This window comes from Streptomyces sp. NPDC059816 (genome assembly GCF_042732055.1).
Taxonomy (GTDB): domain Bacteria; phylum Actinomycetota; class Actinomycetes; order Streptomycetales; family Streptomycetaceae; genus Streptomyces.
The window spans coordinates 18,289-40,837 of the sequence record NZ_JBHWIQ010000041.1; the positions used below are offsets into that span (position 1 = coordinate 18,289).

Consider the following 22,549-nt stretch of genomic DNA (forward strand, 5'->3'; position numbering starts at 1 on the left):
GCCCCCTCGGTGGCACTTCTGGGAATCTGCGAAACGGAGTCGGCCCCGCGTGCCGGCGGCCGTCGGCACGCTGCCGGATGTCGGGCCGTGCGGCGCATCTGATGCGGATGGTGAGACCAGTCGTGACGCTCCCGGCGGTTCCAGGGTGGCCGCCCGCGGAGGCGGTGTGGTGGCGATCACGTAGAAGCAGATCCCTTGTGGTGGTACTTTTGAGTACCGCAGGGCGGGTGGCTGCCACGGTCCGCAGCCAGGGCACCGCCCGTCCTGCACCGGCACAGGTACCGGTTGTCGCCCCACCAACAGTGGGGCGGTCCCCGCAAAGGCGGGGATGGCCCGAACGAGAACGCGGCACTGCACAACCGCATCTCACTACTCCCCGCCAACGCGGGGGTGACCCCAGCACGATGCACGCCCCCCGTGCGCCGTGAACAGGCAGGCCCCGTGCGGGGAGAACCGGCCCGTGCCCGGGGCCGGGGATCACCCGAAGGTGATCCCCGGCCCCTCATTCATTCACCCCACCGGTCGAGTCCCGCACGGACCCGTCCGGTGACGACGGTCGGCGATCCGACCCCCGGAAACCGGGGCCGACCGTCAAGAGGAGCTGTCCCGCTGCCGGGCCAGACACTCCAGACCGTTCCCCTCCTCAGCCACCGCGCGAAGGGCCCGGTCCGCGTCAACCCGGTGCAGCCGCCTTTCCAGATCGCGCACGTGCTCCTCGGCCGCAGTCTCGGCCACCGCCGCGCGCTCCCGTTCCTGTCCGGCCTAAGCACGTGCGGTCTCCCGGAGGGCCGCCTGCGTCTTGGCCTCAACTGCCCGGCAGCACGCCTCTTCGATGCGCCTCTACTCCGGTCCGTCCGGCAAGCTGACCGATGCGATGCCGCTGAATCCGGACAGGCGGGACTGCGGCGAGCCGCCCCCGAGAGCGCCGACCTCCGGGTCGGCGAGGAACGCGTACAGAATCTGCTCCACCTGGTGCCGGACGGATTCGGTGACCGGATGGCCTGCCTGGCGTGCGAGGTCGGCCGCGCGGCGGGCCAGCGCGGCACCACCTGGTGCCGCTGGTGCCCGAGCTCGCGCAGCCGCGTTCCGTCCAGTGTCCGTTGCGCGGTCCAGAGCTCCTCTCCGGGCCGGAGGAATCGCTCCGTCCCGGGCCGGTCGGCGCGGGACAGCCGGGTCGCGGCCCAGGCCGCCAGGACGGGCCGTCGCAGTGCGGTGATCTTCCGAGCGCACACGGGGCTGGACGTGCGCTTCTATGCCCAGGCCCGTGAGGGCCGCAGCCGGTGTTCACCCCGAGCCCGAGTCCGGCCGTGAACCCGACGGCGAAGGCGCTCTCGCAACACCCGAGTGTGGTACTTATATGCACCACTCAGGGGAGGGGGTGTCCCACCATGCCACGCTGGCGGGCGGGAATCGGCAGGAGCAGTCGCCTCCGAGGCTGCGACACACTGGACGGAACGGCATCGCCCGGCACCCGCGGGCCGAAACGCCGCGGGGCCTTCGGCAACCCACTCGCCTCCGCTCTCGGATGGCTGCCTGGCTACCACTGACCAGCGGCCGCATCCATCCAACGTCTTCGCGGCCTTGTCTTTCGCTCGCTGTTCCGGCCGGGCAGCGGCCCCTCGACCGTAGATGCACACCCGTCTCTATCTTCAATTCCAGGAACAGCCATGGCTTTAGGACCCCCCATCGACCTCAGCGACCTCACCGACCTGCCCGGGTTCGGCCCGCGCAGCGAGCGGCCCCGGCGCCCCGTGTTCCTCGGCCGTGTCTCCACCAAAGACCGGCAGAACCCCGCCTCGTCCATACCCCGGCAGGTGGCCCTCGCGGGCGAACGCCTCGAACCGGGTGAGGAGTTCACCGCGTTCTACTGGGACGTGGAGTCCGGCATGCTTCCCCCGGACGAGCGGGGCCACGGAACGCTGGCCATGTACGAAGCGCTGGGTGTGCCGGTGCGCCGGGACGGCGGACTCCAGGACCTCATGGAGCGGGCCGAGTACCTGGGCTTCACCCACTGCCTGGCCGAGCGGTCGGACCGTGTGGCGCGCGCGATGCTGACCGCCCTGACCGTGGAGCACCGGCTCGAACGCGCCGGAGTCACGGTCATCTATGCCAATGAGCCGCACGGCGGAACCGAGAGCGGACAGTTGCGCACCCGCCGGTACGGTCAGGTGGAGGCAGAAATCTACAAAGCGACCCTGATGGAGATGTCCCGGGGCGGTCAGATCCAGCACGCGCTCAACGGCTGGAACCACGGTGTGCCGCCGTATCCGTACACCACGCAGGTCGACGAGAAGGCCACCGTCCAGCCGGGGCGGTTCGGCAACGCGCGCCCCAAGCGGAAACTCGTGCCGCATCCCGACCCGCGGCGGTTCGACGCGGCCCGGGAACTGTGCCGCCTCCGGCGCGAGGAACACCTCCCCGGTGCCGACATCATCGCCATCCTGTCCACTGAGCCCGACCGGTACCCGGGAAAGTGGACCCACGGTCTGGTCGAAGGACTTATCGCCAATCCGAAGCTCACCGGGCACCAGGTGTACAACAGGAAGGCCACACGGACCGGACGGCCGGGCTTCTCCCGGATCAACCCGGTCTCGATGTGGGTCTGGTCGCCCGCGCCCGCGCACGAGGCGGTCGTCACCGTCGAGGAGTGGAAGGAAGCCCAGGTAGTCACCGCGGGCATGCGGAAGCGCGCGGAGGACGGCGGCGGGCCGCTGCGGCGGATCGCCGCAGCCGCCCGCCGACTCGGGCTCACCATCAGCCTGCTCGAAGCGAACGACAGCCACACGCTCTACCAGATCGGCGCCCAGCGGATCGTGCTACCCACCCCCATACCCGACCTGGTCGCCCAGCAGGTCATCGACGACATGGAAGCGATATGACCACGACGATCGAATGCCCGGCCACCCGACGGGGCCGGTACTGGGTGGCCCGCGTTCCCGGGCACCACGTATACGGGCAGGGGCGGACGCTGAAGGCGGTGGGCGAGAACACGGCGAAGGGTCTCGCGCTCGTCGGCGTGACCGCAGAAGTCACCATCGTCCCCACGACACCGGAACTAGCGGCGCTACGGGAAGCCGAGAACACCCGCCGCGCCGCGGAGATCGAGGCCATGGTCACCCTGGATCTGCGGCGGGCGACGCTGGGCGACATCGCGAGAGCAACCGGAGTTCCGCGCAGCCGGGTGAAGCAGATCCTCGCAGACCAGGCGAGAACCGCATCGCCCCTGCCACTCCCCAAAACCTCTTGAGCGTCTTGGTACCCGGCCGTGAAGCGGGTGCGCGCCGTACGGCGGGGCATCATCCGGCACGCCACAGCACTCGTCGACTCCGCCCTCAGGGCCCCGGAAGCGCTGCTGCGGTGCGCGGATGAGTTCGCACGGTGGATGCTCGGCTCCCGCTCCGTACTGGGTCATCGCATCCTCCCCGCCTCCGCAGGGGCGTTCGGGGCGTTGGTGGTCCGGGAAGCGGAGACCACCGGTGTGACGCCCGCGTCCCTTTCCCAGGCCGACGCTCTCGTCCACGCCATCGACCCCACCGCCCCATCGTCTCGTCATCTGGCCGGTGAGGGCACCCCCTTCGGGGCGTGTGCCCGGTACGGTGTCCGTCACCATGGCGGGCCGGGTCACAGGCTGAACAGGGGGCGTGCGGCGGTGGGATGGACACGGACGGCGACCGAGGTGCTCCACGAGGGGCCGTTCCTCTCTCTGCGCCGGGACTCGGTGCTCCGGCCGGACGGCAGCGGGGGAACCTACGACCATGTCACCGTGGACGACGGCGTGCGCGTGGTGGCGCTCGACGATCAAGGGCGGGTGCTGCTCGTCGAGGACGACTTCTACCTCCAGCAGCGTCGTGTTCTGCATCTGCCCGGAGGCGGCGCCGGCGGTCAGGACCCGCGGGACGCGGCTGCCCGGGAGCTTCGGGAGGAGACGGGCTACGTCGGTGAACTGCGGCCCCTCGGCGTGATCGACCCGCTGCCGTCGACGACGGCCGCGCGCACCCACCTGTTCCTCGCCACGGGGCTCCGGAGCGGTCCCGTGCATCGTGACGACACCGAGATCGGCATGACTGTGCAGTGGTGGGAGTTCACGGACGCTGTCGGGGCTGTTCGGGCTGGCCGGATCACCGAGGCGGGCAGCGTGACCGCGCTGCTGCTGGCCGCCCCCGTCACGCCCCCATGACCCGGCCAACCGTGCCTTCGTCCCGCCTGCCCTAAGCGGCGGCCCGGCGCCGCACGGGTTCGGTGCCGCAGAACGCGGCCAGTTCCCTGCGGACATGATGGAGCGGGCCGGTCGCCGCGACGAGGGCGGCCTTTCCCACGGTGAACCGCGGCCACGCGCGCACCAGGTCGCCCGAGACCCACAGGCGGCTCATCTCGCTCGCCGGATCCGCAGCCACGGAATCGAGGGCGAACGTCTCGTCGCAGTACGCGATCCACTCCGGCCGCAGCTCCACCAGCCCCGTCACGGCGAGCAGTGCCTCGTGGGCGCGCTCGGCAACCGCCATGCCCGGGTCCAGGACCTCCACCACGGTTGTGAGCGCGGCGTGAACGGCCTCGCTGTCCGCGACCGCCTCGCCGATCACGGAATCAGGGTCCTGCCGCAGACCCGCGGAGGCAGCGAACGGCGCCCGGGTCTCCATCACCAGATGAGCCCGCCACGCGCAGTCCCGAACCGCCCGCGAGCCCTTCGCAGCTCTCCAGCTGAGCACACGCCTCTCCCCCCTGTCGGGACCATCTCACTGGCCGGGCCGGGCCGGTGGGCCCTGTCCGGCGGTGGCGAGCATAGCCGCTGGGCCGGAGCACCGGTCGCAGACGGCAACTGGCCGAAGGGAACGTATCGGCTTCACCGGCGTGATCGGCGGAGCCGGACCTCTTCGACGACGTCCCACGTGTAGTAGCCCAGGTCGGGGTGCTGGTACTGATTGGCGACCGCGAGGGTGCAGGGCTGCTGCTGATGAGGGGAGTGGCCGGAGTCGGTGATCTCCAGGTGCTGGTGGGTGGGGGTGTAGCGGTAGGTGAGCGTGGGGTGGGTGAGGTTGCGGGCGGTGATGCTTCCGTCGGGGTGTGGGGTGTAGCCGATGCGGTCGCGGGCGTAGATGGTGCGGTGGGTGTGGGGTTTGTTGTGGTCGAGGGGCGGGCCGTCGTGGAGGGCGGTGACCCGCGACCTGGCCGCGGTGGCGGGTGCTTCGGGCCAGTGGGGGGTGAAGTAGGCGCGGGCCCAGTCGGTGATGTGGGGGGTGTCGGTGCGGATGGTCGTGTGGTGTCCGCCGGTGGTGAGGGTGAGGGTGAGGGTGTTCACGGGCGGTCTCCCTCTGGCTGGTCGGGGGGCCGGTGGGGGGTGCGGGTGCGGAGGTGGTCGGCGATCCGGGCGATGCGCTTGAGGGGTGCGAGGTCGGGTGGCGTGAGCGGGCCGGTGTCGAGCAGGGTGGTGACGCCGTGGTGGAGGGAGGTCTCCATCGGGGAGTCGTAGAGGACCTGGTCGTCGAGGAGGCGGTTGTCGGGGGCGAAGGCGGTGAGGCGGTGGTGGTTGCGTTCCAGCTGCCGTCCGCCGGGGGTGGTGACGGGGTCGAGGTGGAGCGCGGCGCGGCCGGTGGTGGTGTGGACGGTGAGGTGGCGGTGCCGGTCGTCGCCCGGGCGCAGCCCCCGGGTCCACGGCCCGCCGGGGGCTGGATCGGGTTCGGGGCCGGTGAGCTGGGGGGTGGGGCCGAGGATGGAGGAGGTGAGGGTGAGCTGGAGCGAGGGTGCACCGGGTGGGGTGAGGGTGGTGTGTTCGGTGAGGGCGGCGACGAACAGGCCGGGGTGGTAGACGGGTTCAAGTCGGCTGTCGGTGATCGGGTCGGTGGCGAGGTAGGTGTTCCAGAGGGGTTCGGGGAGGGTTTCGCGCAGGACGGCGAGCATGTGCAGCCACTCGTAGCCGAGGACGCCGTAGTGGGGGTCGGTGAAGCGTCCGCGGGCGTGGTCGGGTTGGCGGTTTTTGGTGAAGACGATCTCGATGCTCGTGATCGGTGCGGTCGGGTCGAGGGCGTGGCGGAGGGCGGGGAGGGTGGTGGTGTGGCGGTACTGGTCGTTGACCACGACCCGGGCGTCGGGGTGTTCGGCGAGGAGCTGGACGAAGTCGTCGATCTCGTGGCCCTGGCAGGCCGGTTTCTCCAGCAGCACGCGAGCGGCTGGCTGGTGGGCGAGGATCGCGCGCAGGACGGGGAGGTGGTCGGCGGTGGGGCAGCACACTGTCCACAGGTCGATCCCGGCCGCGAGGCCGGGCGGGAGGGCGGCGACCTCGGTGGGGAAGGCGCGCCCTGCGGCGGGGAGGTCCTGGTGCTTGGGGTCGACGACGGCGAGGGTGGCGCCGAGCTGGGCGAGGACGCGGGTGTGGAGGCGTCCGGCGGTGCCGTAGCCGACGACCGCCGCCCGCCCGGGCCGCGGACCGGGCATGGCCCGGGGACCGGAACGGGTCGCCGGTACGGAGAAGGGCGTGGGGTGGCTGGTGCAGTGGAGGCGGTAGTACGCCTCCCACAGACCGGCGTTGGTGATGGCGGTGTCGGTCCAGGCGGTGTGGACGCCCGGCGGCGGGGGCGTCTTCGTGGTGCACAGGGCATGGGCGGCGATGAGGGTGGCGGCGCGGTAGGCGTCGTAGCCGCCATTGGGGATGGAGTCGGCCTCGAAGAGGTTCAGGGAGCGCCCGTCACCGAGGAGCGTGACAGTGCGGGCGCCGGGAAGGGTGAAGCGGACCCCGGTCCCGGGGACGACCGTGCGGTCGTACTCCGGGTGTTGGGTGAGGTGGGAGAAGTCGGCGGTGGCGAACGGCGCGAGGAGGACACCACCGGGCAGGAGGGGAACGTCGTCCGGAGTGAGGGCCTGTTCGCCAGTGGTTCCGATGACCATGGTGGGGGTGGTGGCCAGGAGCGCGTCGGTGAGGGTGCGGCAGGTGGAGAAGCCGTCCTCGGCGGCGCCGATCAGGGTGGGCAGGTCGGTGTCGACGACCGTGACCCGGCACCCCAGGGAGCGTAGTTGGGCGGCGAGGCGGGAGCCGAGCGTGCCGTATCCGAGGAGGACGATGGGGCGGCCGATGAGCTTGCGGTCCGGGAGGATCGTCCGTAGACGGCGCAGGCAGGAGTCGGCGATCTCCCGGTACCCGAGCCTGGTCTTCACCTGGGAGCGGGCGAGGTTGAGGACGGGGACGGCGAGCGGCGGCGCGGCGGTGATGCGTTTGAGGCCGCTGACCGTGAGCTCCAGCGCGGCGTCCACTCGGTGGCGTGCGGTGCGGGTGCCGTAGCCGCGGGCCAGCAGCCCGCCGTCGTCGACGACGAGGACCCGGCGTCCCGCCTGGTGCGCGGCTTCGATGAACCTGTCGACCGCCTCTCCCGCTGAGGCGAGTTCCCGGGTGTGGGCGGCCGGGTCGTTGACGTGGGCGTTGTCGAGGAGGGCGGAGGTGTAGCCGCGCGCTCGGAAGGTGGCGTGCACGCGGGTACGGCCGAGGGTGCGGTCGCCCTTGTCGAGGGCGAGGATCCAGCGGGCCGGGGTGCCGGCGCGTTCCATCGCCGTCACGAAGCCGACGGAGTGCTCCAGGTAGTGGTCGCGGAAGATCATCGCCCAGCCGTCGAACGGCTGGGTCGGGGTGCTGTAGTGGTCGAGGAGCGGCATCCCGGCCCGGATCGCGTCGAGTTCGGCCGGGGTGTAGGGCAGGGCGTGGTGGTCGGTGAGGTACTGGTGCAGGGCCTCGGCCGGTAACCGGCCGCCCGGGCGAGGCTCGATCAAGACCTCCGCCCCGGCATCGGACTGCGGGGACTGCCTGGTGGTGGACCGCCAAGCGGAGACGGCGGGTTTCCAGCGGACGCTCACCACGGCCTCCCCCGCCGCCGTCCGCAACAGCAGAGCGCGCGTTCCGGCCGGGGCGGTGGTGAACCCGTGCGCGCGGGCGAACGCGGCCACCGCAGCGCGCGTCTCCTCCCAGGACAGGGGGACGCGTACGGTGCTCCACCGGTCGTCGGGCTGCTCGCTCACGGCCGCCTTGCTGGTCAAACCCATCGGGATCACTCCAGACGCAGAAGGGAAGGAAAGGGGCGCCCGCCCCCCGGGGCGGGCGCCGTGCGGCTACCGGGTCCCGGCGGCTTCGGCGAGGGCGCGCTCGACAGCGGGCAGAGCGTCCAGGAGCCGGGTGGCCGCCGCGTGCCGCAGCAGCCAGAACCGGTCCAGGTCGTCCTGGAGGAGGCCGGGCTTGAGGTAGTGGTCCTTCACCCCGTACAGGCTGGTGACGAGCTGGATCAGCGCGACCCGCGCGCAGCCGGTGACGTCCGCGGCTGTGTGGTGAGGGTTGGTGGTCTGGTAAGCGTGGACGAGGCGGACGCCGGCGCGGGACCAGTCGGGGTCGTGGACGACCGTCCGCGGGTCGAACGCGATCCTCCCCAGCTCGTAGCTGACCAGCTCCGGCGCGGGAGGAAGGAAGTCGAGAACTCCCGTGAGGACGTCGTCCTCGAACAGGAGGTTGACGGCGGAGTAGTCGCCGTGGAGGACCTGGGTGGTCAGCCCGTCGGGAAGGTCCGCGATCAGTCCGGGCAAGTGAGTGAGGGCGGCGCGGCGCTCGGTCAGGGTCCGGACCGCCTCTTCGTCAAACGCGTCATGGGCGGGGCGGTCGGCGATGAGGTCGAGGAGTTGGTCGACGGTCGCGGTGAGCTTCGCCGCCGGGTCGGTCGTCCGCCACTTCGCCAGCCGCCGTGACTCCCCGGCCGCTGCGGCCGGGTGCTCGGCGAAGGCGGAGTGGACAAGACCCAGGGCGCGGCCAGCGGCATCCTGCTGCCCGGGGGCGAGCCCCCCGTCGACGCTGCGGCCGGGCACCCACTCCCAGACCGATGCGGCCAGGTCCCCGCTGGTGGCGATCATGTCGCCCGTCCGAGTGGGTCGCGGGACGGCGACGGGGACGCCGTGCTCCCCCGCGAGTCGGCTCTGGCCGATCGCCGCCCGCTCCGCCGCCAGGTCCGTAGCGGGCAGGTAGTGCTTCACGAACAGGGTCTCGCCGCCTCGGGTGGCGCGGTAGTTGATGGTGTTCTGCCCGGCCGGAAGGCGGGTCAGGCGGACACCGCCGAGGCCGTAGGCGTGCTCCAGCAGCGCGCCGAGTCCCTGGGCCGGATCCGGGACGGCAGTCTGGGCGGGCGGGGTCGGAGTCGGGGTGGGCACGGAATGGCTCCTTCACGGTTGGGGACTGGAGGGCGAACACCCTAGGCCCGCAGACGGGGTGGTCGTGGCGAGGCGGGTCCACCAGGCGACGGCCTGCCGGTACCGGGCCAGGCATTCGGCCGGGGTACGAGGATGCCCGGTCCACTCGAAAGCGGTCTCGACCGCCCGCCCGGACCGGATCCGCGCGAGGGCGCGGGCCGCGACGGCCCGCTGCCCGGGCCCGTCGAGACCGGTGCCGGGGTTGGACAGGTGCAGCACCCGCACCGCGCCGAACACCCGCGCCAGCACGGCATCCTCTGCTGGGCGCGGGAGGGCGGGGGCGAGCTGGGCGGTGTCGGCCAGCAGACCGAGCCCGCCGTTGAGCAGCGGCCCGAGGGCGGTCAACGAAGTGGGGGTGAGCCAGGCCGGGTGATGGAGCTCCGCGAGCAGCGGCACCGTGATCCTGGGCAGCGTCCGGCCCGCCCACGCCTCGGGGGTGGTCGGCGGGCGGGCGGCGAGGAGCCGTACCCACCGGGCGCCGAGGCGGACTGTCGCGTCGGCGAGCCGCTCCAGCTCTCCGCGAGCGGGGTTCCGTACGGAGGGGTCGGGGTGGAGGAGGTCGGCGAGGTCGAGATCCGCGGTCACCCCGGTCACCGGCACTGACATCTCGGCAGCGGCCCGCGCCCAGGCATCCAGCACCGAACCCGGCCGGCGGGCGAGGTCGTACCCGCGCGGGCCGCCGCGCAGATGCACGAACCCGGCCCCGGACTCCCGCGCGAAGTCGAGGAGGGCGGGTACGGGCAGGCCGCGGACGCCGATGCTGTAGAGCCCGACCGGCGGCACCGTGATCATCGGGTCTTCCAGTCGAAGAGGATCACCGGATCGGCGGGCCGGCCGGGCGCGTTCAGCAGGGCGTAGACGTCGGGGGCCTTCTCCCCGGGCACGATCCGGCACCAGGCGGCCAGCAGTTGCGGGGCCACCGCGCGGGTGATCCAGTCCGCGCAGCCGGTGAACGCCTCCCCGTACGCCCCCGGCTGGGCCGGGGCGAGTTCGTGCATCCCCACCACCGTCACCCCGCGCCGGTGCACGTCCCGCGCGGGCAGGGCCGCTTCGGGGCCGGGGGTGCCGAGCAGGCCGAGGACCCCGCCGGGCCTGGTCAGGGCGAGGGCCCGGCCAGGTTCCCCGGTGGTGTCGACCACCAGTCCGGCAGGCCGTGCCGGATCCGGTGCGGTGAGGGTGACGTACGGGGCGCGGCCGAGCGGCGGGTAGCGGCGGCCGGTGACGACGGTGATCCGGTCGGCGCCGCGGCGGTGGAGCTCCAGGACGCAGCCGAGCGCGACCGGCCCGGACCCCACCACGACCGGCTGGTCGAGGTCCGTGGCCGGGGGGAGGCGGTCGAGGCCGAGACGGGCGATGTGCTGGAACCGCGCGGCGGCGAGCACGGTGACCGGCACCGTGTCGGGCACGGTGAGCACGCCGGGGGCGGCCGGATCGAAGACGGCGCCGTGCGGGACCGGCGCCAGCACCCACCCATCCGGCCCGCCGCCGTCCCCCGGGGCGCGGCCTACGTTCATGTAGCCGGCGTCCCGGCCGGGCCCGGCGAGGTGACGGCGCTCGGTCCCCGGGCTCAGCACGCTGAACTCCCCCCGCACCCAGCCCTCCGGGAGCCGCTCCGGGGACGGTGGCCGGAGGTGGGCGCGGCCGTGCGCCAGGTGGACGCGGGCGCCGGTGTGCCGGGGCCCGGAGTCGGACGGCTCGGTCGTCATGGTGTTCCTCCGGCGTGGGTTCGGGTGAGGTGTTCGATCCGGTCGGCCAAGTGCTGAGGTGTGCCGCGGATGGTGTGGAGCGGCACTTGGTCGGCGAGCGCGCGGACCAGGAGGAGCCGGTGGTGGGCGAGGGGTTCGGTTTCCAGGGTCCGCAGGACGAGGTCGCCATGGTCCAGGACCCGGTCGAGGAGGTGGGAGCCGGCCCGCCACCACACCGACACCGCGGTGTGCGCGTCCACCAGCTCCGGGCCGTCGCCCGTGCGGGGGTCCCCGTCGACGTCCACGATCACGGCGCCGCCGAGCGGCACCGGCCCGGTCGGCGGCCGGGTACGGAGGCCGGGGTGGCCGGCCAGGTCGGCCCGCCCGCCGTGGTGGACGGGGAGCGGAACGGTGGGGAGCCAGCGGCGTACGGCGCCGGGGCGGACGATGAACGCGCTCGTCCCGCCCACCACCCGGTACCCGGTGGTACTGCCGGAGGACGGGGTGTCGAGAAGGGCGACGTCGCCGGCGAGGACTCGCCAGCCGCGCTCGGCGAGGGCGAGCGCGGTCAGCGACTTGCCCGCCCCATGCCCGCCCAGCAGCAGCACCGCAGTCCCGTCCCGTTCAACGGCAACCGCGTGCAGGGCCAGACACCCGGCGGCCAGGTGAAGAAGATGGAGACGGGCGTTCACCAGCCGCCGCGCATCACCCGCCCCCGCACCCCCGGGCACACGTACCACCATGTCCGAACCGTCTGGCTCCGAGTGGGGCTGCGGGGGTTCGGTGACGCCGGGAAGGTGCGGAACCACCCGGTCCCACACCCCGGCGGGCATCGGTCCGGTGCGCACGATCAGTCGGCGGCCGGCGCTCACCAGCTCCCACCGCTCGGCCGTGATCCCAGGCGGCCCGGCGGCCGGTCGGTGCCGGATCACCGCCGGCCTCCGATCGCCGGGAGGAACGGGGCCAGCGCGTCCCAGACGCCGGCGGTCGGCAGGCCGCGGGCGGGCACGACCAGCCGGATGGCCAGTTGAGCTTCGGCCAGGTGCTCCTCCGACGACGTGGTGGGGGTGGGGTCGGTGAGGCGTGGACCGCCCATCAGTCCGAGCGGGTCGCTCACGTACGCCTGCTGGCGGGTCACCGCCGCAGCGGAGCGCAGCGCTTCTGTCACCGTCTCCGGCGCTGCCGGGGCGGCGGTCACGGGTGCGTCGTCGCCGGGGTTCTCCACCACGATCAGGGCTCCGCGGGGAGTTGGTCCCGCGCTGTGGATGCCGAGAACTTGGCGGTGCTCGGCCGGGGTGAACAGCACCCGGTCCCTGGTCCAGCCGTTCATGGTGCGGTGCTCGCGCCGTCCGGCCTCCGGGGCGGCGCCGTTCAGATCGGCGGGGAGTGCGATGCGGGTGGGCCAGCCGATCACCGGCCGCCCGGGCCGGACGAGCAGGAGGTCGTCGGCGAGGAAGCGGGCCCCCAGTTCGTGCACCGCCCTATGTGCCAGCGTCGACTTCCCCCCGCCGCTTGCGGCAAGGAACACAAGGGCGCGGTTGTCGAGTTCGACGGCGGAGGCGTGTAGCATCCGCCACCCTGCGGCGAGCAGCCGGGAGGCGAAGAAGATCCGGGCCAGCCAGTCCGCCCACCGCACCCCCAGTTTGTCCTCCTCGGCCACCAGCAGCCGGGTGGTGCGGGCGCGGGCGTCGACTTCGATCCCGGCGGAGGGGGCGCCGGGCCGGTAGCGGGCCGCAAGCCGCAGTACCCCGCCTTCGGTGTCCCGGACGGCGAGGCGGCGCCCGGAGTACGGCAGGCACACGACGAGGTCCCCGGTGTCGTCGTACGGGGCTGCGGCCGGGCCGTGCTGGATCTCCAGAGTCCAGTCCGGTCCGGCCTTCGCGCGGGTCTCGTCGGCGCACGGCGGTGTGAGCATCGCCGCCACCGCGTCCACCGCGCCGATCACACCAGATCGTACGAGCAGCCGGAAGCCCTCCAGGGCCAGCGCCCTGCCCTCCGGGCCCGGTTCCGCGCCTGGTCGGGACACGGTCATCCCCTCCTCAACTTCGTCTCGTCGCCCGGAACGGTGCCCTGGTATCCCGGGGTCTTTTCCGTCTGGGCGGCGGCCCGGTCTGTCCTACCGGCCCGGCCGCCGCCTTGCCCGATCAACGATCGGAGCTGGCCGGAACCCAGCGGTCCCCCGGGCACCGGGCCCGCCGCCGAACGGCGCCACGGCGAGCCCGTCCTGATGCGCCTCGCGTCAGCCGCCCGGCGGCGGCGGCGTCGGCAGAGGCCCCGGGGGCGGAGGCGGTTGAGGCGCCATGGGCTTCTCCTTCCAGAGCAGCCGGACCCGTGCCCGGGGGGACGTCCCCGGCGGGTTGGCCGAACACCACCGACAGTGCTCCCCGGCCCGGCGTGAGCCCAGAGGAAGGCCCTATAGGACCGCGCCCTGCGCGCTCCCTTCGCGCCCCTGACAGCCCGTTCTGGCACGCCTACGCTCGATCGGGTTCCCCTTGTCCGGCACCCTCGTTCTGGGAGAGGACTCGTGCATCCTGACCTCACCGTCCCGCACGAGCTGTGGGACCGCCCCGCCATGCGCCGCGCGCTCGCCGACCGCGACATGGCCACCGTCTTCCGGCTCGTACGCCAGTACACCGGCGCCAGCCAGAGCCGCCTCGGCGCCGTGACTGGCCTCGCCCAGTCCGACGTCAGCGCGATCGAACGCGGCGCCCGGACGGTGACCAGCGCCGACGTCCTGGACCGCATCACCGCCGGACTCCACATACCGAATGGCCTCACCGCCCCGGTCACCGCAGCCGCCGGGACGCGGCCGGGTGGAACCGGGCGCTTCGCCCCCGCCGGCCCCCCGGACGGGGCTAGGGTGGGCCCGGCATCAGGCCCGGCCGACGCGGAGGACCCTGTGAAGCGACGCGACCTCGTCAACGGAGCCCTCGGCATCAGCGCCGCGCTCCTCACCCCCACACCCGCCCACGCCGCACCCACAGGGCCACCCATCGCGCCCCTGGAACGGGCCCTCTTCGAACCACCCGCCGCCCAAGCCGTCCCGCATACCGACCTCGGCGAGGGGCTCGCCCGGGCCCGGGCCGCGTTCAGCTCCGCCCGCTACCAGGCCCTCGGCCGCGCCCTCCCGGCGCTGATCGCCACCGCCGAGGCCACCCGCGACCACGCCCGCCCCGGGCACGCCCGCGACCGGGCCCACGCCCACGTCGCCCGCGCCTACGTCCTCGCCGCCGAACTCGCCGTCAAGGAAGCCTCCGACGCCGTCTGGGTGACCGCCGACCGCGCCCTGGCCGCCGCCCGGGCCGGCGGCGACCCCCAGGTCGTCAGCGAAGCCGCCCGGATGGTCGCCATCGCCATGCGCCGCGCCGGACAGGGCACCGAAGCCGTCGGGTTCCTCACCCGCACCGCACTCGGCTTCGCCGGCTACCGCGGCGACCCGCCCCCAGCGGCGCTCGCCGCCAGGACGTGCCTGCTCCTCACCGCCGGATACACCGCCGCCTGCGGCGGACACCGCGCCAACGCCCTCGACCTCGTCACAGAGGCCGACGAGAGCGCCCACCGCATCCCCCACGACCAGCCCGGCGGCCTGTTCACCATCACCGCCAGCCCCGCCCAGGTCGACCTCTACCGCATCGGCGTCCACACCCAGCTCGGCACCCCCGACGACGGCATCACCTACGCCCAGCGCGTCGACCCCGCCCGGCTCCCCACCGCCGAACGAAAAGCCCGATTCCACACCGACTCAGCCCGCATGTGGCACCGAATCGGCCGACCCGACCGCGTCTACACCCACCTCCGCGCCATCGAGCACGTCGCACCGGAAGAACTCCGGCGCCCCTCCCTTCGCACCGTCACCACCGATCTCCTCTACACCCAGCAGTCCCAGACGCTGCCCGGTATCCGTGCCTTCGCCGCCCGCCACGGCGCCCTCCTGTGAAGAGGCCGACATCACGGGTCGATTTGGATACGTGACCGCGGTACTCCACTGCGGCTGCGCCGCGCCGATGGCCAAGGGCGCCGACTCCTCCGTGACGCGGTTCCGAGCTGCACGGCGGGGGTCACCCGGCACGCGACAGCCCTCGCCGGCTGCTCTTGCGGGAGCGACGGACCGGCGCTGCGGCCGGGATGGGGGGCAGGGCGTGGTGCCGGGGGTGCCGGTGCAGCACCCTGGCTGATCGGCTTCGATGATCCGGAACACCCGCTGCCTGCCGTTGCGGCCAGGGTCGTGCCACACCTGGCCGAGCTGGGTCTCCTTCCCCTGGCGGGAGTGGGCGGCGAGGTAGCTGCGGCTGACCGGCGCGGCGCGGCGGACGCGATTCACTACGCGGTCGCGGCCGAGTAGCGGCTGCGCCAGGTCACAGGCGCGCCGACCCGATGGGTGTCTCCGGAAGGGGATGGCTGTGCGGCGGCTGCGTAGCCCCGGCCTCGGCAACATCGGGGACGCCGCCGGCCAGGAGAGCGCGAGTGCTCGTGGGATCGCGGAACCGACACAGCCGCCGCCAGGCCAGAGATCCGCGACTTCTCACGAACGCCCGCCACAGCTGTTGCAGCCACGCTCTGACGTGCGGTCCAGCGGGCACGCGCGCGGGCTCTTCCCCGCCAGTTCGTTCCCTGGGACCTGCTGCTGCCCCACGGGTTGCGTGGCCCGTTCCGTGCTGGGCTCGGGCGGGTCGGCCACCTCTCCCCTGGACGGTGGTGTTCCGCGCGGCGGACGCGGCGTCTCCGTGCTGTGGTGGGGGGTGTCAGGCGGGTTTGTGGGCGAGGGCGGCGTAGGTGGAGGCGTCGGCGTCGGTGACGGTGTTGGTGGGGTCGTCGGGGTCGGGGTGCCAGGTGCGGGTGGGGACGACGCCGGGGGGGAGGAGTTCCCAGCCGGTGAAGAAGGTGGTGATCTCCTCGCGGGTGCGGAGGTGGATCGGGCTGCCGGCGTCGGCGTAGATGCGGGCGACGCGGGCGACGCCGTCGGGGTCGAAGTCCGGGGTGCCGTGGCTGATGGCCAGGGTGCTGCCCGCCGGGAGGGCGGCCTTGAGCTGTTCGACGAGGGTGTGGGCTTCGTCGTTGGTGAGGAAGTGGAGGAGGGCCACGAGGCTGAGGGCGATGGGTCGGGTGAAGTCGAGGGTGGTGGTCAGGGTGCGGTGGCCGAGGATCTCGTCGGGGTCGCGGGCGTCGGCCTGCATGTAGGCGGTGACGCCGTCGGGATGGCTGCGCAGGAGGGCTTGGGCGTGGGTGAGGACGATGGGGTCGTTGTCGGTGTAGACGACGCGGGCGTGCGGGGCGGTGGTCTGGGCTATCTCGTGGAGGTTGGGTGAGGTGGGGATGCCGGTGCCGATGTCGAGGAACTGGCTGATGCCGTGGGCGGCGGCTGCGTGGCGGGTGGCGCGGTGCATGAAGCGGCGGTTGACGCGGGCGGCGATGGGGGCGGCGGGGAACGCGTTGAGTGTCTTGACGGCGGTCTCCCGGTCGGCGGGGAAGTTGGTGATGCCGCCGAGGTAGTAGTCGTACATGCGGGCCGAGTGCGGCTGGTCCATCGCCAGGTCGACCCTGCCGTCGTCGGTGTCGCTCACGCCGATTCCCCCTTCGTGTGTGTGGTGCGGCCCGGTGCGGCACCGCGCAAGCCTCTAGTCCACCCCGCGCGGGCGGGAGCCGGCAAGAGCGCCTGCTACGCCTGGAGGACATCCGGCATCGCGTTCCCCGCGCGGCGGCATTAGTCATACTTTCCGGATCTGTTCGGAAATCGTCAACCGTGTTGCACGGAGCGGTCGTTGATTGGGTTTGCTACAGGTGGGAGCAGTTCCCGACCGGGCCCGCGTCCACTCAGGAGCGGTTCGGTATCGCCTTCTCTTCACCCTCGTAAGGACCCTTCGTGTCGACGGACAATCTGTGCCACGTTCCCTGCCGCGCCTGCGGGCCCGGCGCCGCAGTCGACCGCCCTCCCTGGCCCGTGCGGCGGCCGGTGCGAGGCGGAGCTGCCGTGATGGGAGCGGGCAGGTGACCGAGCAGCCCGGCTCTTCCGCCCGTAGGCACCGGTCTCGGACCGTGACCTTCGAGGCGTTCCATGCGTTTCACCGCACCTTGTGGATGCGGTACGCGCGGGTCCATGTCGGTCGCGACGCCGCCGAGGGCGTCGCGGATCGGGCGTTTCGTAGTCTGCGCCGTGACTGGGAGCACGCGCTGGTGCAGGAGTCGGTGCCGCAGTACGGGTGGACGTTGCTGAAGGACGAGGTGGACGCCTGGCTTGAGGTGCGGGGGCTGAAGCCTCTTCTGGCGGAGAGCGCCGGCTTCGAGCGCGCGGTCCGGCGGATGTTGTTCGACGAGTTGTGCGACGAGTTCGCCGTCCTCAGTGAGGAGATCGGTCTGTACAGCGCGATAGCGGTCCTGCCGGAGCGCCAGCAGGACGTGATCGTGCTGCGGTACGTGCTGACACGCACCGACGAGGAGACCGCGGACTTCCTCGGTATCGAGTGCGCGACGGTCCGCTCCAACATCCGTCACGCGAAGAACAGCCTCGCCCGCAAGCTCAACATCCCCCTCGACAGCAAGGACACCGACTGACGTGCGCACCCACCCCCGCACGGTCGACGCCGCGCTCCAGGACGCCGGTGCTCTGCCCGACGCCTACACCTCCTACGACACCGCCGCGGCTCTGGAGCGCGTGGAACGCGAGCTGGCCCCGGAACCACGCACAACGGCCGCCGCGTGGCCGGCGCCCCGGCTGTCGCGCACCGAGCAGGCCGGGCGGGACCTGAATCTGGCCGCGACCATGGTCGTGAACGCGCCGTCCGCCGCCGCCTCCATGCGACTCCTGCTGGACCAGCAGCGCATCGACCCCTCCAGCGCGCTCCCGTTCGCCGCCCTGCTCTACCTCGTCGGCTACACGGACGGCGCACGGTTTTGGTGGGAGTTCGCCGCCGGAGGGGGGGACGCGACCGCGGCGTTCTGCCTCAGCCTCTTCCACGAGGCTCGGGCCGAGTTCCGCACCGCCCGGCACTGGCGCCGCGAGAATCTCGCCCTCGGCCGCGGCGAGCGGCGCGACCGCGGGCCGCGCCGCCGCGCCGTCCGTGCCCTGCTTCGCGGCAGGGCCCCGAGGATCCTTCCCGACGACATCCGGCACGACCTCGTCGCCCGCTGCCACCAGGGCGACAGGCCGGTACTGCCCCCCGCGGTGGAGGCCATCGTCCACGCCCTGAGTGTGGAGAGCGACGACGGCGACTTCGGCGAGATCCCCCGCCCCGACAACAGCCTGACTTCACTGGCCCACGAACCCGCCCGCTACCGCTGGTCCCTGCGCGAGGCGGCCCGCAGGACCTGGTCCACCATCGTCATCCGCCACCGGACCCGCACAAGCAAGAACCGGAGCTGACGCCTATCGGGTTCCCGGGGACCCGGTAGGCCCCGCCCTGTCAGGGCGCGATGGCGGATGCCGCTGCCGTGACCTGCCCGCGTCCCAGCCCGTGGTCACCACCACACGAACGCGCGTGCGACCGGGCAGACGGCGGAACGCGGACAGCGGCCTACCTCGGTGCCGGTGCCGCAGATGCAGCTCACACAAGGGCTCGGTGCGACGCTAGAGTTGGGTACCTCGCATGTGGCGCGGTGCCCCTCATCATCAGCCCTCCGGGTTCCCGTCGGACACTCGTGGAGGATGCATGGACTTCGCTTTGCCCCGCAGTGTGGAGGAGGCCAAACGGCCAAACCCGTACGGCAACACGATCGACGTGACGCTACCCCGCACGGCATGGGAGCAAGCGCACGCGGATGCCACGGACGAGTACCGGACGGGCAACGAGGAACACCGACTTTCCCGTCCCCGGCCAAGTTCGGATCCCCTGCTGCTCCCGAAGCGCGTTCAGGACCCCATGGGGTATCTCAGAAGCGCCATTCGGGCGGCCAAGGACGCGCTGGAGCTGCCGGGTGATCCGATCACGTTCACGTGCGACGAGTTCGCGGCGAGTGCGTTGGTGGGTTCGCCGATCAGAGCCTCGCGCACCGGCCCCTTCACGGCCCACAGCAGGGTGTTCGTGCCGGCCGAAGCGCGCAGCGTACTGGAGGCCTGGCTGCTCGGGAGAAGCGACTGGGACTACGTGGCCACCGGCTGGCTGGACTGATCATTCCGTGGGTCGCTGAGGGCCCCGGTGTTCAGGCGCGCGCTCGCGGGCAGGTGCGCGGTCGGTCCTGTGTTCGGTCCGCGCGGGTGAGCGTGTGCGGAAGGCAGGTTCGCCGGTCGAGGGGTTCGCGAAGGACATCCGGCGTTCGCCGAAGGAACTGCCACGATCTACGCCCAGGTCATGACGCGACGTATCGGCCGGGGCGGCCGCAAGGGCCAGACCACACCGCCAACCGCCACGCCCACCACGCGTTCGTACGATGTGCCGCCGGCCTCCGACGTCACCGTGACGAAGGCCAACGGCACCTCCTACGCGGTTCCCGCGCAGAGCACGTACTCCCCCTCCCCTGACCAGAGCTGACAGGAGCCGCTGATGCGCTACTTCCGCGAGTCCATGCAGAACGTCATGGGTCTGTGCCAGTACAACGTGAGGGCCTTCACCCAGCCCGAGATCGACGCCATTGAGGAGTACGACTTCCAGGTTCCCCTCCTCGGGCACTTCGATGTGGAGACCCTGCTAGAAGACACCGACGACATCACCGGTGTCTTCCGTAACCGGGCCGAGGAACTGAACTGCTGGTACCAGGCCCTCACCAAGCTCCTGGCCGACCCGCGGCTAAGGAACGTGAACTACGACGACCCCGAGACCAGCACCCGCGTAACGTCGACCGAGGACAGCCGATCGCCTTACAGTCCCGCTGTCCGCCGTTTCCTCACTGGTGCTGCGGGCGACTACCACCGCCACCGGCATGGGTACGAGTACGCCGTCACCGTCTGGGCGCTCGGACTCCGGGCCCCGACCGACTATCCGCCGGAGACCCGCCATCTACACCTGGCAGCCCAAGAACTCAGGCTCTGGGACTAGGCAGGCGACGGCCACAACACTCGCACCGCCGAAGCACACGGCTCACCCCCGCGCGTTGCTCGGGCGGGCTGGTCTCCTGAACACGACGGTTTCGGTGGTGCTCGCCTGGTCCCTGGCCCGGATCTAGCAGCCGTCGACCGGCCGGGTTGGCCGTCAGCAGCCGGTGTCGGCCCGTAGGGTGCGCGCACGAGGGTCGGCGTCGCCGCGCATGTCTCAACGAGATGGGAAGTTCCCGATCATGTCCTTGGAGCCTGGCTTCCTGCCGCCTGGTGATCCGATGGCCGAGGCTGTCGCCCGGCTCCTCTACGGTGCCGACGCGACCGAGGTGAACCGCCTTGAGGAGTCCGGCGAGGTGAACTCCGGGAGCATCGAGGTCGTGTGGCAGCAGCTACTGGACAGGGTGGGCGTGACACGACTGCTCGCCCCTGGCCAGGTCCTGATGGCAGACGGCCAGTTGGAGGGGATCGTCCGCCTGGCCGATGGTCGGGACTGTGACGTGCTGGAACTGATCCCGTGGCTCCTTCGCCACGACTTTGCCGACGACCGTGCGTACGAGGCCGACACCGGCCGCGGCAACTTGGTCGGCCGCGCGCGGAACCTTGCACCGGGTGACGCGGCACTCCTTCGGTCCTGGAGCGTGAGCCCCGAGGCCATGAGCGGCCGGCCCCTGCGTGGTGACTCCAAGGACGAGGCGGTGACCAGGGTCCACCAGATGCTAGCGCTGATGGCCGCCTACACCGCATGGCCGCACTTCATCCCGGCGGCCGCCGCGTTCGACGCCGCCACCGGCCTGCCGCCCGGGCCGGACGCGGAGCTGCGGCTTCCCGCCGAGGCCGCCCTTGTCTTCCATGACGGTATCCCCTTGCCGGCCGTGACCGCAGACGACGCGACCCTCCACGCCCACATCGCCGCCATGGCCTCCGATGCTGAGAGGGTCACCTTCTTCGACCGGAATCCTCTGATCGTCGGCGGTCTCCTGCTGGGGCACCCCGACGACGACACCGACGACACGTACCTTCTCGACCAAGATCAGGGCTGGCTGATCATCACGGTACGTGCGGACGACGGACAGAACGAGTTCACGCTACTGCCGGTCACCCATCTCGAACGTTCCAGTCCGGCCGCCCGCGTCCTGAGCAACTACGCGGCCCTGCTCAGCCTGCAGGGCTGGGACGTACCCCCGCCGCTGCCGGGCCGGGCCCGCTCCAGTGGCAAAGGCAAGGGCAAGAAGGGCCGCGGCATGTCTCCCGCAGAGCGCCGCCGACGCGCCCGCACTCCCCAGGCCCTCGCCGGCGCGCTCCTGCGCGTCAGGTCCCTCAGCGCCCCTCCCCACCAGCCCGCACTGCCCGCCCAGTCGGCACCCGCACCCGCCAGTGAACCGGGCACGCCGACCGCCCAGTATCGGGAATGGCGCCGAGCGCACTTCACCCGCAACACCCGTGTGCACCTGCTCGACGACCACGGCTTGCCATCCGGCCCCGTCTACGGTCCTGAGGCGATCGAGGGCGTGACCTTCACCCGGCGCCGCACCTGGGTCCGCGGCACCTGGGTCAACGAACACCTGCCTCCACGCCCCGGCCCGGCACCGGTGTACGCGCTCGACCCCCGTCTCACCCGGGGTCCCGCCTGATCACTGCCCATGGTGCGACGCCAGCCGGTCATACCGCCAAGGCGGCGTGAGTTGCGTCGGATCGCTCTGATCCCTACCTGCTGTCAGTCGAACAAGTGGCTGATGCCGCCTTGACCGTCCGCTCCGTTCCAGATCACGGCCCCCACCCAGAAGGGGAACCAGAACACCTGCTCCGGAAGGAAGGGCGTGGCGATGGCCCAGACGAGGGGCAGGCCAGCGAACAGCAGACAGCAACCCCAGCCATTCCTGCTGGAAGCGGATGACGGCTGTGCGGGATTTGTGGGCATCTCGCGAAGATAGGTGGCGCCCACAACTCGCGCATGAGTACCCATACTTACGGCGTCAGCTGTGGTGGATGTCGGCGTGTTGGGATTCAGTCTTTGGCCTGTGGAGGGTTGTCGTAGATGGGGAAGCGGTGGGGGCCTGTTGAGCACTCCCAGGCCGGGCCGGTTGAGGTCCGGATGACGTGTACGCCGAGATGGTGTCGAGGGCATACAGGCCACACGGTTCGGTAGCGGGACATCAGATGGTCCTGGACCGCGTCGGCTGTCTCTTTCGCGATCCATGATTCGCGGAAGCTGCGGATCACGGTGTTGCCGACATACACCTGCCCGGTGGGCTCGTGTGCGTCGGGTGCTGTGACGAGGAAGGACTCTGCGATGTCCAAGCCGGTTTCCTGGCGTGCCTGGTCGAGGAGGCTGCGCATCCTGTGCTTCGTGAGGGTGGCCCGTCTGCGCTGGACGTCTTCCGCCAGCCGGTGAGGGGGCATCTCTCCGTTGTTGGTGAACATGGTCCACAGCCAGTTGAGCACCGTGTTGGTGGGGCCGGGCTCACCGAGTTCGAGCCACAGTTCGTCGGCGACCCTGAGCGCCCATCCCTGGAACGCCGGGTCGGTCATCGGGTCGAAGTCATGAGAGGGCATTGCTGAAGTCCGCATCTCGTATGTCCTTACAGGGCTGTCGGGGGGCGCCGCGCCCGGGCGCGGGGCCCCCGGCGGGAAAGCCGTGTGGGAGAAGTGGGGGGTTGGGGCCCCCCCGGGCGGGGGGGGGCGGGGGGTGGAG

22 protein-coding genes are annotated in these 22,549 nt (G+C 72.0%); 10 read left to right on the top strand and 12 right to left on the bottom strand.

Annotated features, from left to right (window positions below):
• Window positions 1-840: 840 nt before the first annotated feature.
• Window positions 841-969: a hypothetical protein gene (locus tag ACFV88_RS33665; RefSeq protein WP_385495941.1), complete on the bottom strand. Its 129-nt coding sequence runs from the start codon at window positions 967-969 to the stop codon at window positions 841-843.
• Window positions 970-1,667: 698 nt separating this feature from the next.
• On the opposite strand from ACFV88_RS33665, the gene ACFV88_RS33670 reads away from it, so the two are divergent.
• From ACFV88_RS33670 to ACFV88_RS33680, 3 genes are all read left to right on the top strand, one after another.
• Window positions 1,668-2,879 (top strand): recombinase family protein, encoded by a 1,212-nt coding sequence (locus ACFV88_RS33670; RefSeq protein ID WP_385495942.1) that lies wholly within the window; start codon window positions 1,668-1,670, stop codon window positions 2,877-2,879.
• On the top strand, window positions 2,876-3,247 hold the full coding sequence (locus tag ACFV88_RS33675) for a hypothetical protein (protein ID WP_385495943.1): 372 nt from the start codon (window positions 2,876-2,878) through the stop codon (window positions 3,245-3,247). The genes ACFV88_RS33670 and ACFV88_RS33675 overlap by 4 nt, the downstream gene beginning before the upstream one ends.
• Before the next feature lie 402 nt (window positions 3,248-3,649).
• Entirely contained in the window at window positions 3,650-4,177 is a 528-nt protein-coding gene (locus ACFV88_RS33680) for an NUDIX domain-containing protein (RefSeq protein WP_385495945.1), read from the top strand.
• Window positions 4,178-4,208: 31 nt separating this feature from the next.
• Here ACFV88_RS33680 and ACFV88_RS33685 read toward each other — a convergent pair whose 3' ends face one another.
• The 8 genes from ACFV88_RS33685 to ACFV88_RS33720 form a co-directional block, all read right to left on the bottom strand.
• Window positions 4,209-4,580 carry a hypothetical protein gene (locus ACFV88_RS33685; protein WP_385495946.1) on the bottom strand — a complete coding sequence of 124 codons (372 nt, stop codon included), beginning with the start codon at window positions 4,578-4,580 and terminating at the stop codon, window positions 4,209-4,211.
• 260 nt (window positions 4,581-4,840) lie between these two features.
• Window positions 4,841-5,296, bottom strand: a complete 456-nt coding sequence (locus ACFV88_RS33690) for a hypothetical protein (RefSeq protein ID WP_385495948.1) — start codon at window positions 5,294-5,296, stop codon at window positions 4,841-4,843.
• Complete coding sequence (locus tag ACFV88_RS33695) at window positions 5,293-8,022, bottom strand: Gfo/Idh/MocA family oxidoreductase (RefSeq protein WP_385495949.1); 2,730 nt, start codon at window positions 8,020-8,022, stop codon at window positions 5,293-5,295. The genes ACFV88_RS33690 and ACFV88_RS33695 overlap by 4 nt, the downstream gene beginning before the upstream one ends.
• A 66-nt stretch (window positions 8,023-8,088) precedes the next feature.
• Window positions 8,089-9,168 carry a phosphotransferase enzyme family protein gene (locus ACFV88_RS33700; RefSeq protein WP_385495950.1) on the bottom strand — a complete coding sequence of 360 codons (1,080 nt, stop codon included), beginning with the start codon at window positions 9,166-9,168 and terminating at the stop codon, window positions 8,089-8,091.
• 12 nt (window positions 9,169-9,180) lie between these two features.
• Window positions 9,181-9,999 (bottom strand): AP endonuclease, encoded by an 819-nt coding sequence (locus tag ACFV88_RS33705; RefSeq protein WP_385495951.1) that lies wholly within the window; start codon window positions 9,997-9,999, stop codon window positions 9,181-9,183.
• On the bottom strand, window positions 9,996-10,913 hold the full coding sequence (locus ACFV88_RS33710; RefSeq protein ID WP_385495952.1) for a hypothetical protein: 918 nt from the start codon (window positions 10,911-10,913) through the stop codon (window positions 9,996-9,998). Before ACFV88_RS33710 ends, ACFV88_RS33705 begins: the two co-directional genes overlap by 4 nt.
• The gene (locus ACFV88_RS33715; protein WP_385495953.1) at window positions 10,910-11,635 is read right to left on the bottom strand and encodes a hypothetical protein; all 726 of its coding nucleotides are present in this window, start codon (window positions 11,633-11,635) and stop codon (window positions 10,910-10,912) included. Before ACFV88_RS33715 ends, ACFV88_RS33710 begins: the two co-directional genes overlap by 4 nt.
• Window positions 11,636-11,820: 185 nt before the next feature.
• Window positions 11,821-12,918 carry a hypothetical protein gene (locus ACFV88_RS33720; protein WP_385495954.1) on the bottom strand — a complete coding sequence of 366 codons (1,098 nt, stop codon included), beginning with the start codon at window positions 12,916-12,918 and terminating at the stop codon, window positions 11,821-11,823.
• Between the two features lie 498 nt (window positions 12,919-13,416).
• Between ACFV88_RS33720 and ACFV88_RS33725 the strand changes: the two genes are divergently transcribed.
• Entirely contained in the window at window positions 13,417-14,829 is a 1,413-nt protein-coding gene (locus ACFV88_RS33725; RefSeq protein WP_385495955.1) for a helix-turn-helix domain-containing protein, read from the top strand.
• Window positions 14,830-15,634: 805 nt separating this feature from the next.
• Here ACFV88_RS33725 and ACFV88_RS33730 read toward each other — a convergent pair.
• Complete coding sequence (locus ACFV88_RS33730) at window positions 15,635-16,417, bottom strand: SAM-dependent methyltransferase (protein ID WP_385495967.1); 783 nt, start codon at window positions 16,415-16,417, stop codon at window positions 15,635-15,637.
• 460 nt (window positions 16,418-16,877) lie between these two features.
• On the opposite strand from ACFV88_RS33730, the gene ACFV88_RS33735 reads away from it, so the two are divergent.
• The 6 genes from ACFV88_RS33735 (at window position 16,878) to ACFV88_RS33760 (ending at window position 21,488) form a co-directional block, all read left to right on the top strand.
• Window positions 16,878-17,441: a sigma factor-like helix-turn-helix DNA-binding protein gene (locus ACFV88_RS33735; protein WP_385495956.1), complete on the top strand. Its 564-nt coding sequence runs from the start codon at window positions 16,878-16,880 to the stop codon at window positions 17,439-17,441.
• 1 nt (window position 17,442) lies between these two features.
• Window positions 17,443-18,249 (top strand): glycoprotein, encoded by an 807-nt coding sequence (locus ACFV88_RS33740; protein ID WP_385495957.1) that lies wholly within the window; start codon window positions 17,443-17,445, stop codon window positions 18,247-18,249.
• 286 nt (window positions 18,250-18,535) lie between these two features.
• Entirely contained in the window at window positions 18,536-18,994 is a 459-nt protein-coding gene (locus ACFV88_RS33745; protein ID WP_385495958.1) for a hypothetical protein, read from the top strand.
• Window positions 18,995-19,174: 180 nt separating this feature from the next.
• Window positions 19,175-19,354 (top strand): hypothetical protein, encoded by a 180-nt coding sequence (locus ACFV88_RS33750; protein ID WP_385495959.1) that lies wholly within the window; start codon window positions 19,175-19,177, stop codon window positions 19,352-19,354.
• A 33-nt stretch (window positions 19,355-19,387) separates the two neighbouring features.
• Entirely contained in the window at window positions 19,388-19,858 is a 471-nt protein-coding gene (locus tag ACFV88_RS33755) for a hypothetical protein (RefSeq protein WP_385495960.1), read from the top strand.
• Window positions 19,859-20,096: 238 nt separating this feature from the next.
• The gene (locus ACFV88_RS33760) at window positions 20,097-21,488 is read left to right on the top strand and encodes a hypothetical protein (protein ID WP_385495961.1); all 1,392 of its coding nucleotides are present in this window, start codon (window positions 20,097-20,099) and stop codon (window positions 21,486-21,488) included.
• A gap of 83 nt (window positions 21,489-21,571) precedes the next feature.
• Here the strand turns inward: ACFV88_RS33760 and ACFV88_RS33765 are convergent, their stop codons facing one another.
• Window positions 21,572-21,775, bottom strand: a complete 204-nt coding sequence (locus tag ACFV88_RS33765; protein WP_385495962.1) for a hypothetical protein — start codon at window positions 21,773-21,775, stop codon at window positions 21,572-21,574.
• A gap of 86 nt (window positions 21,776-21,861) precedes the next feature.
• Entirely contained in the window at window positions 21,862-22,410 is a 549-nt protein-coding gene (locus tag ACFV88_RS33770; protein ID WP_385495963.1) for a hypothetical protein, read from the bottom strand.
• Window positions 22,411-22,549: the final 139 nt, after the last annotated feature.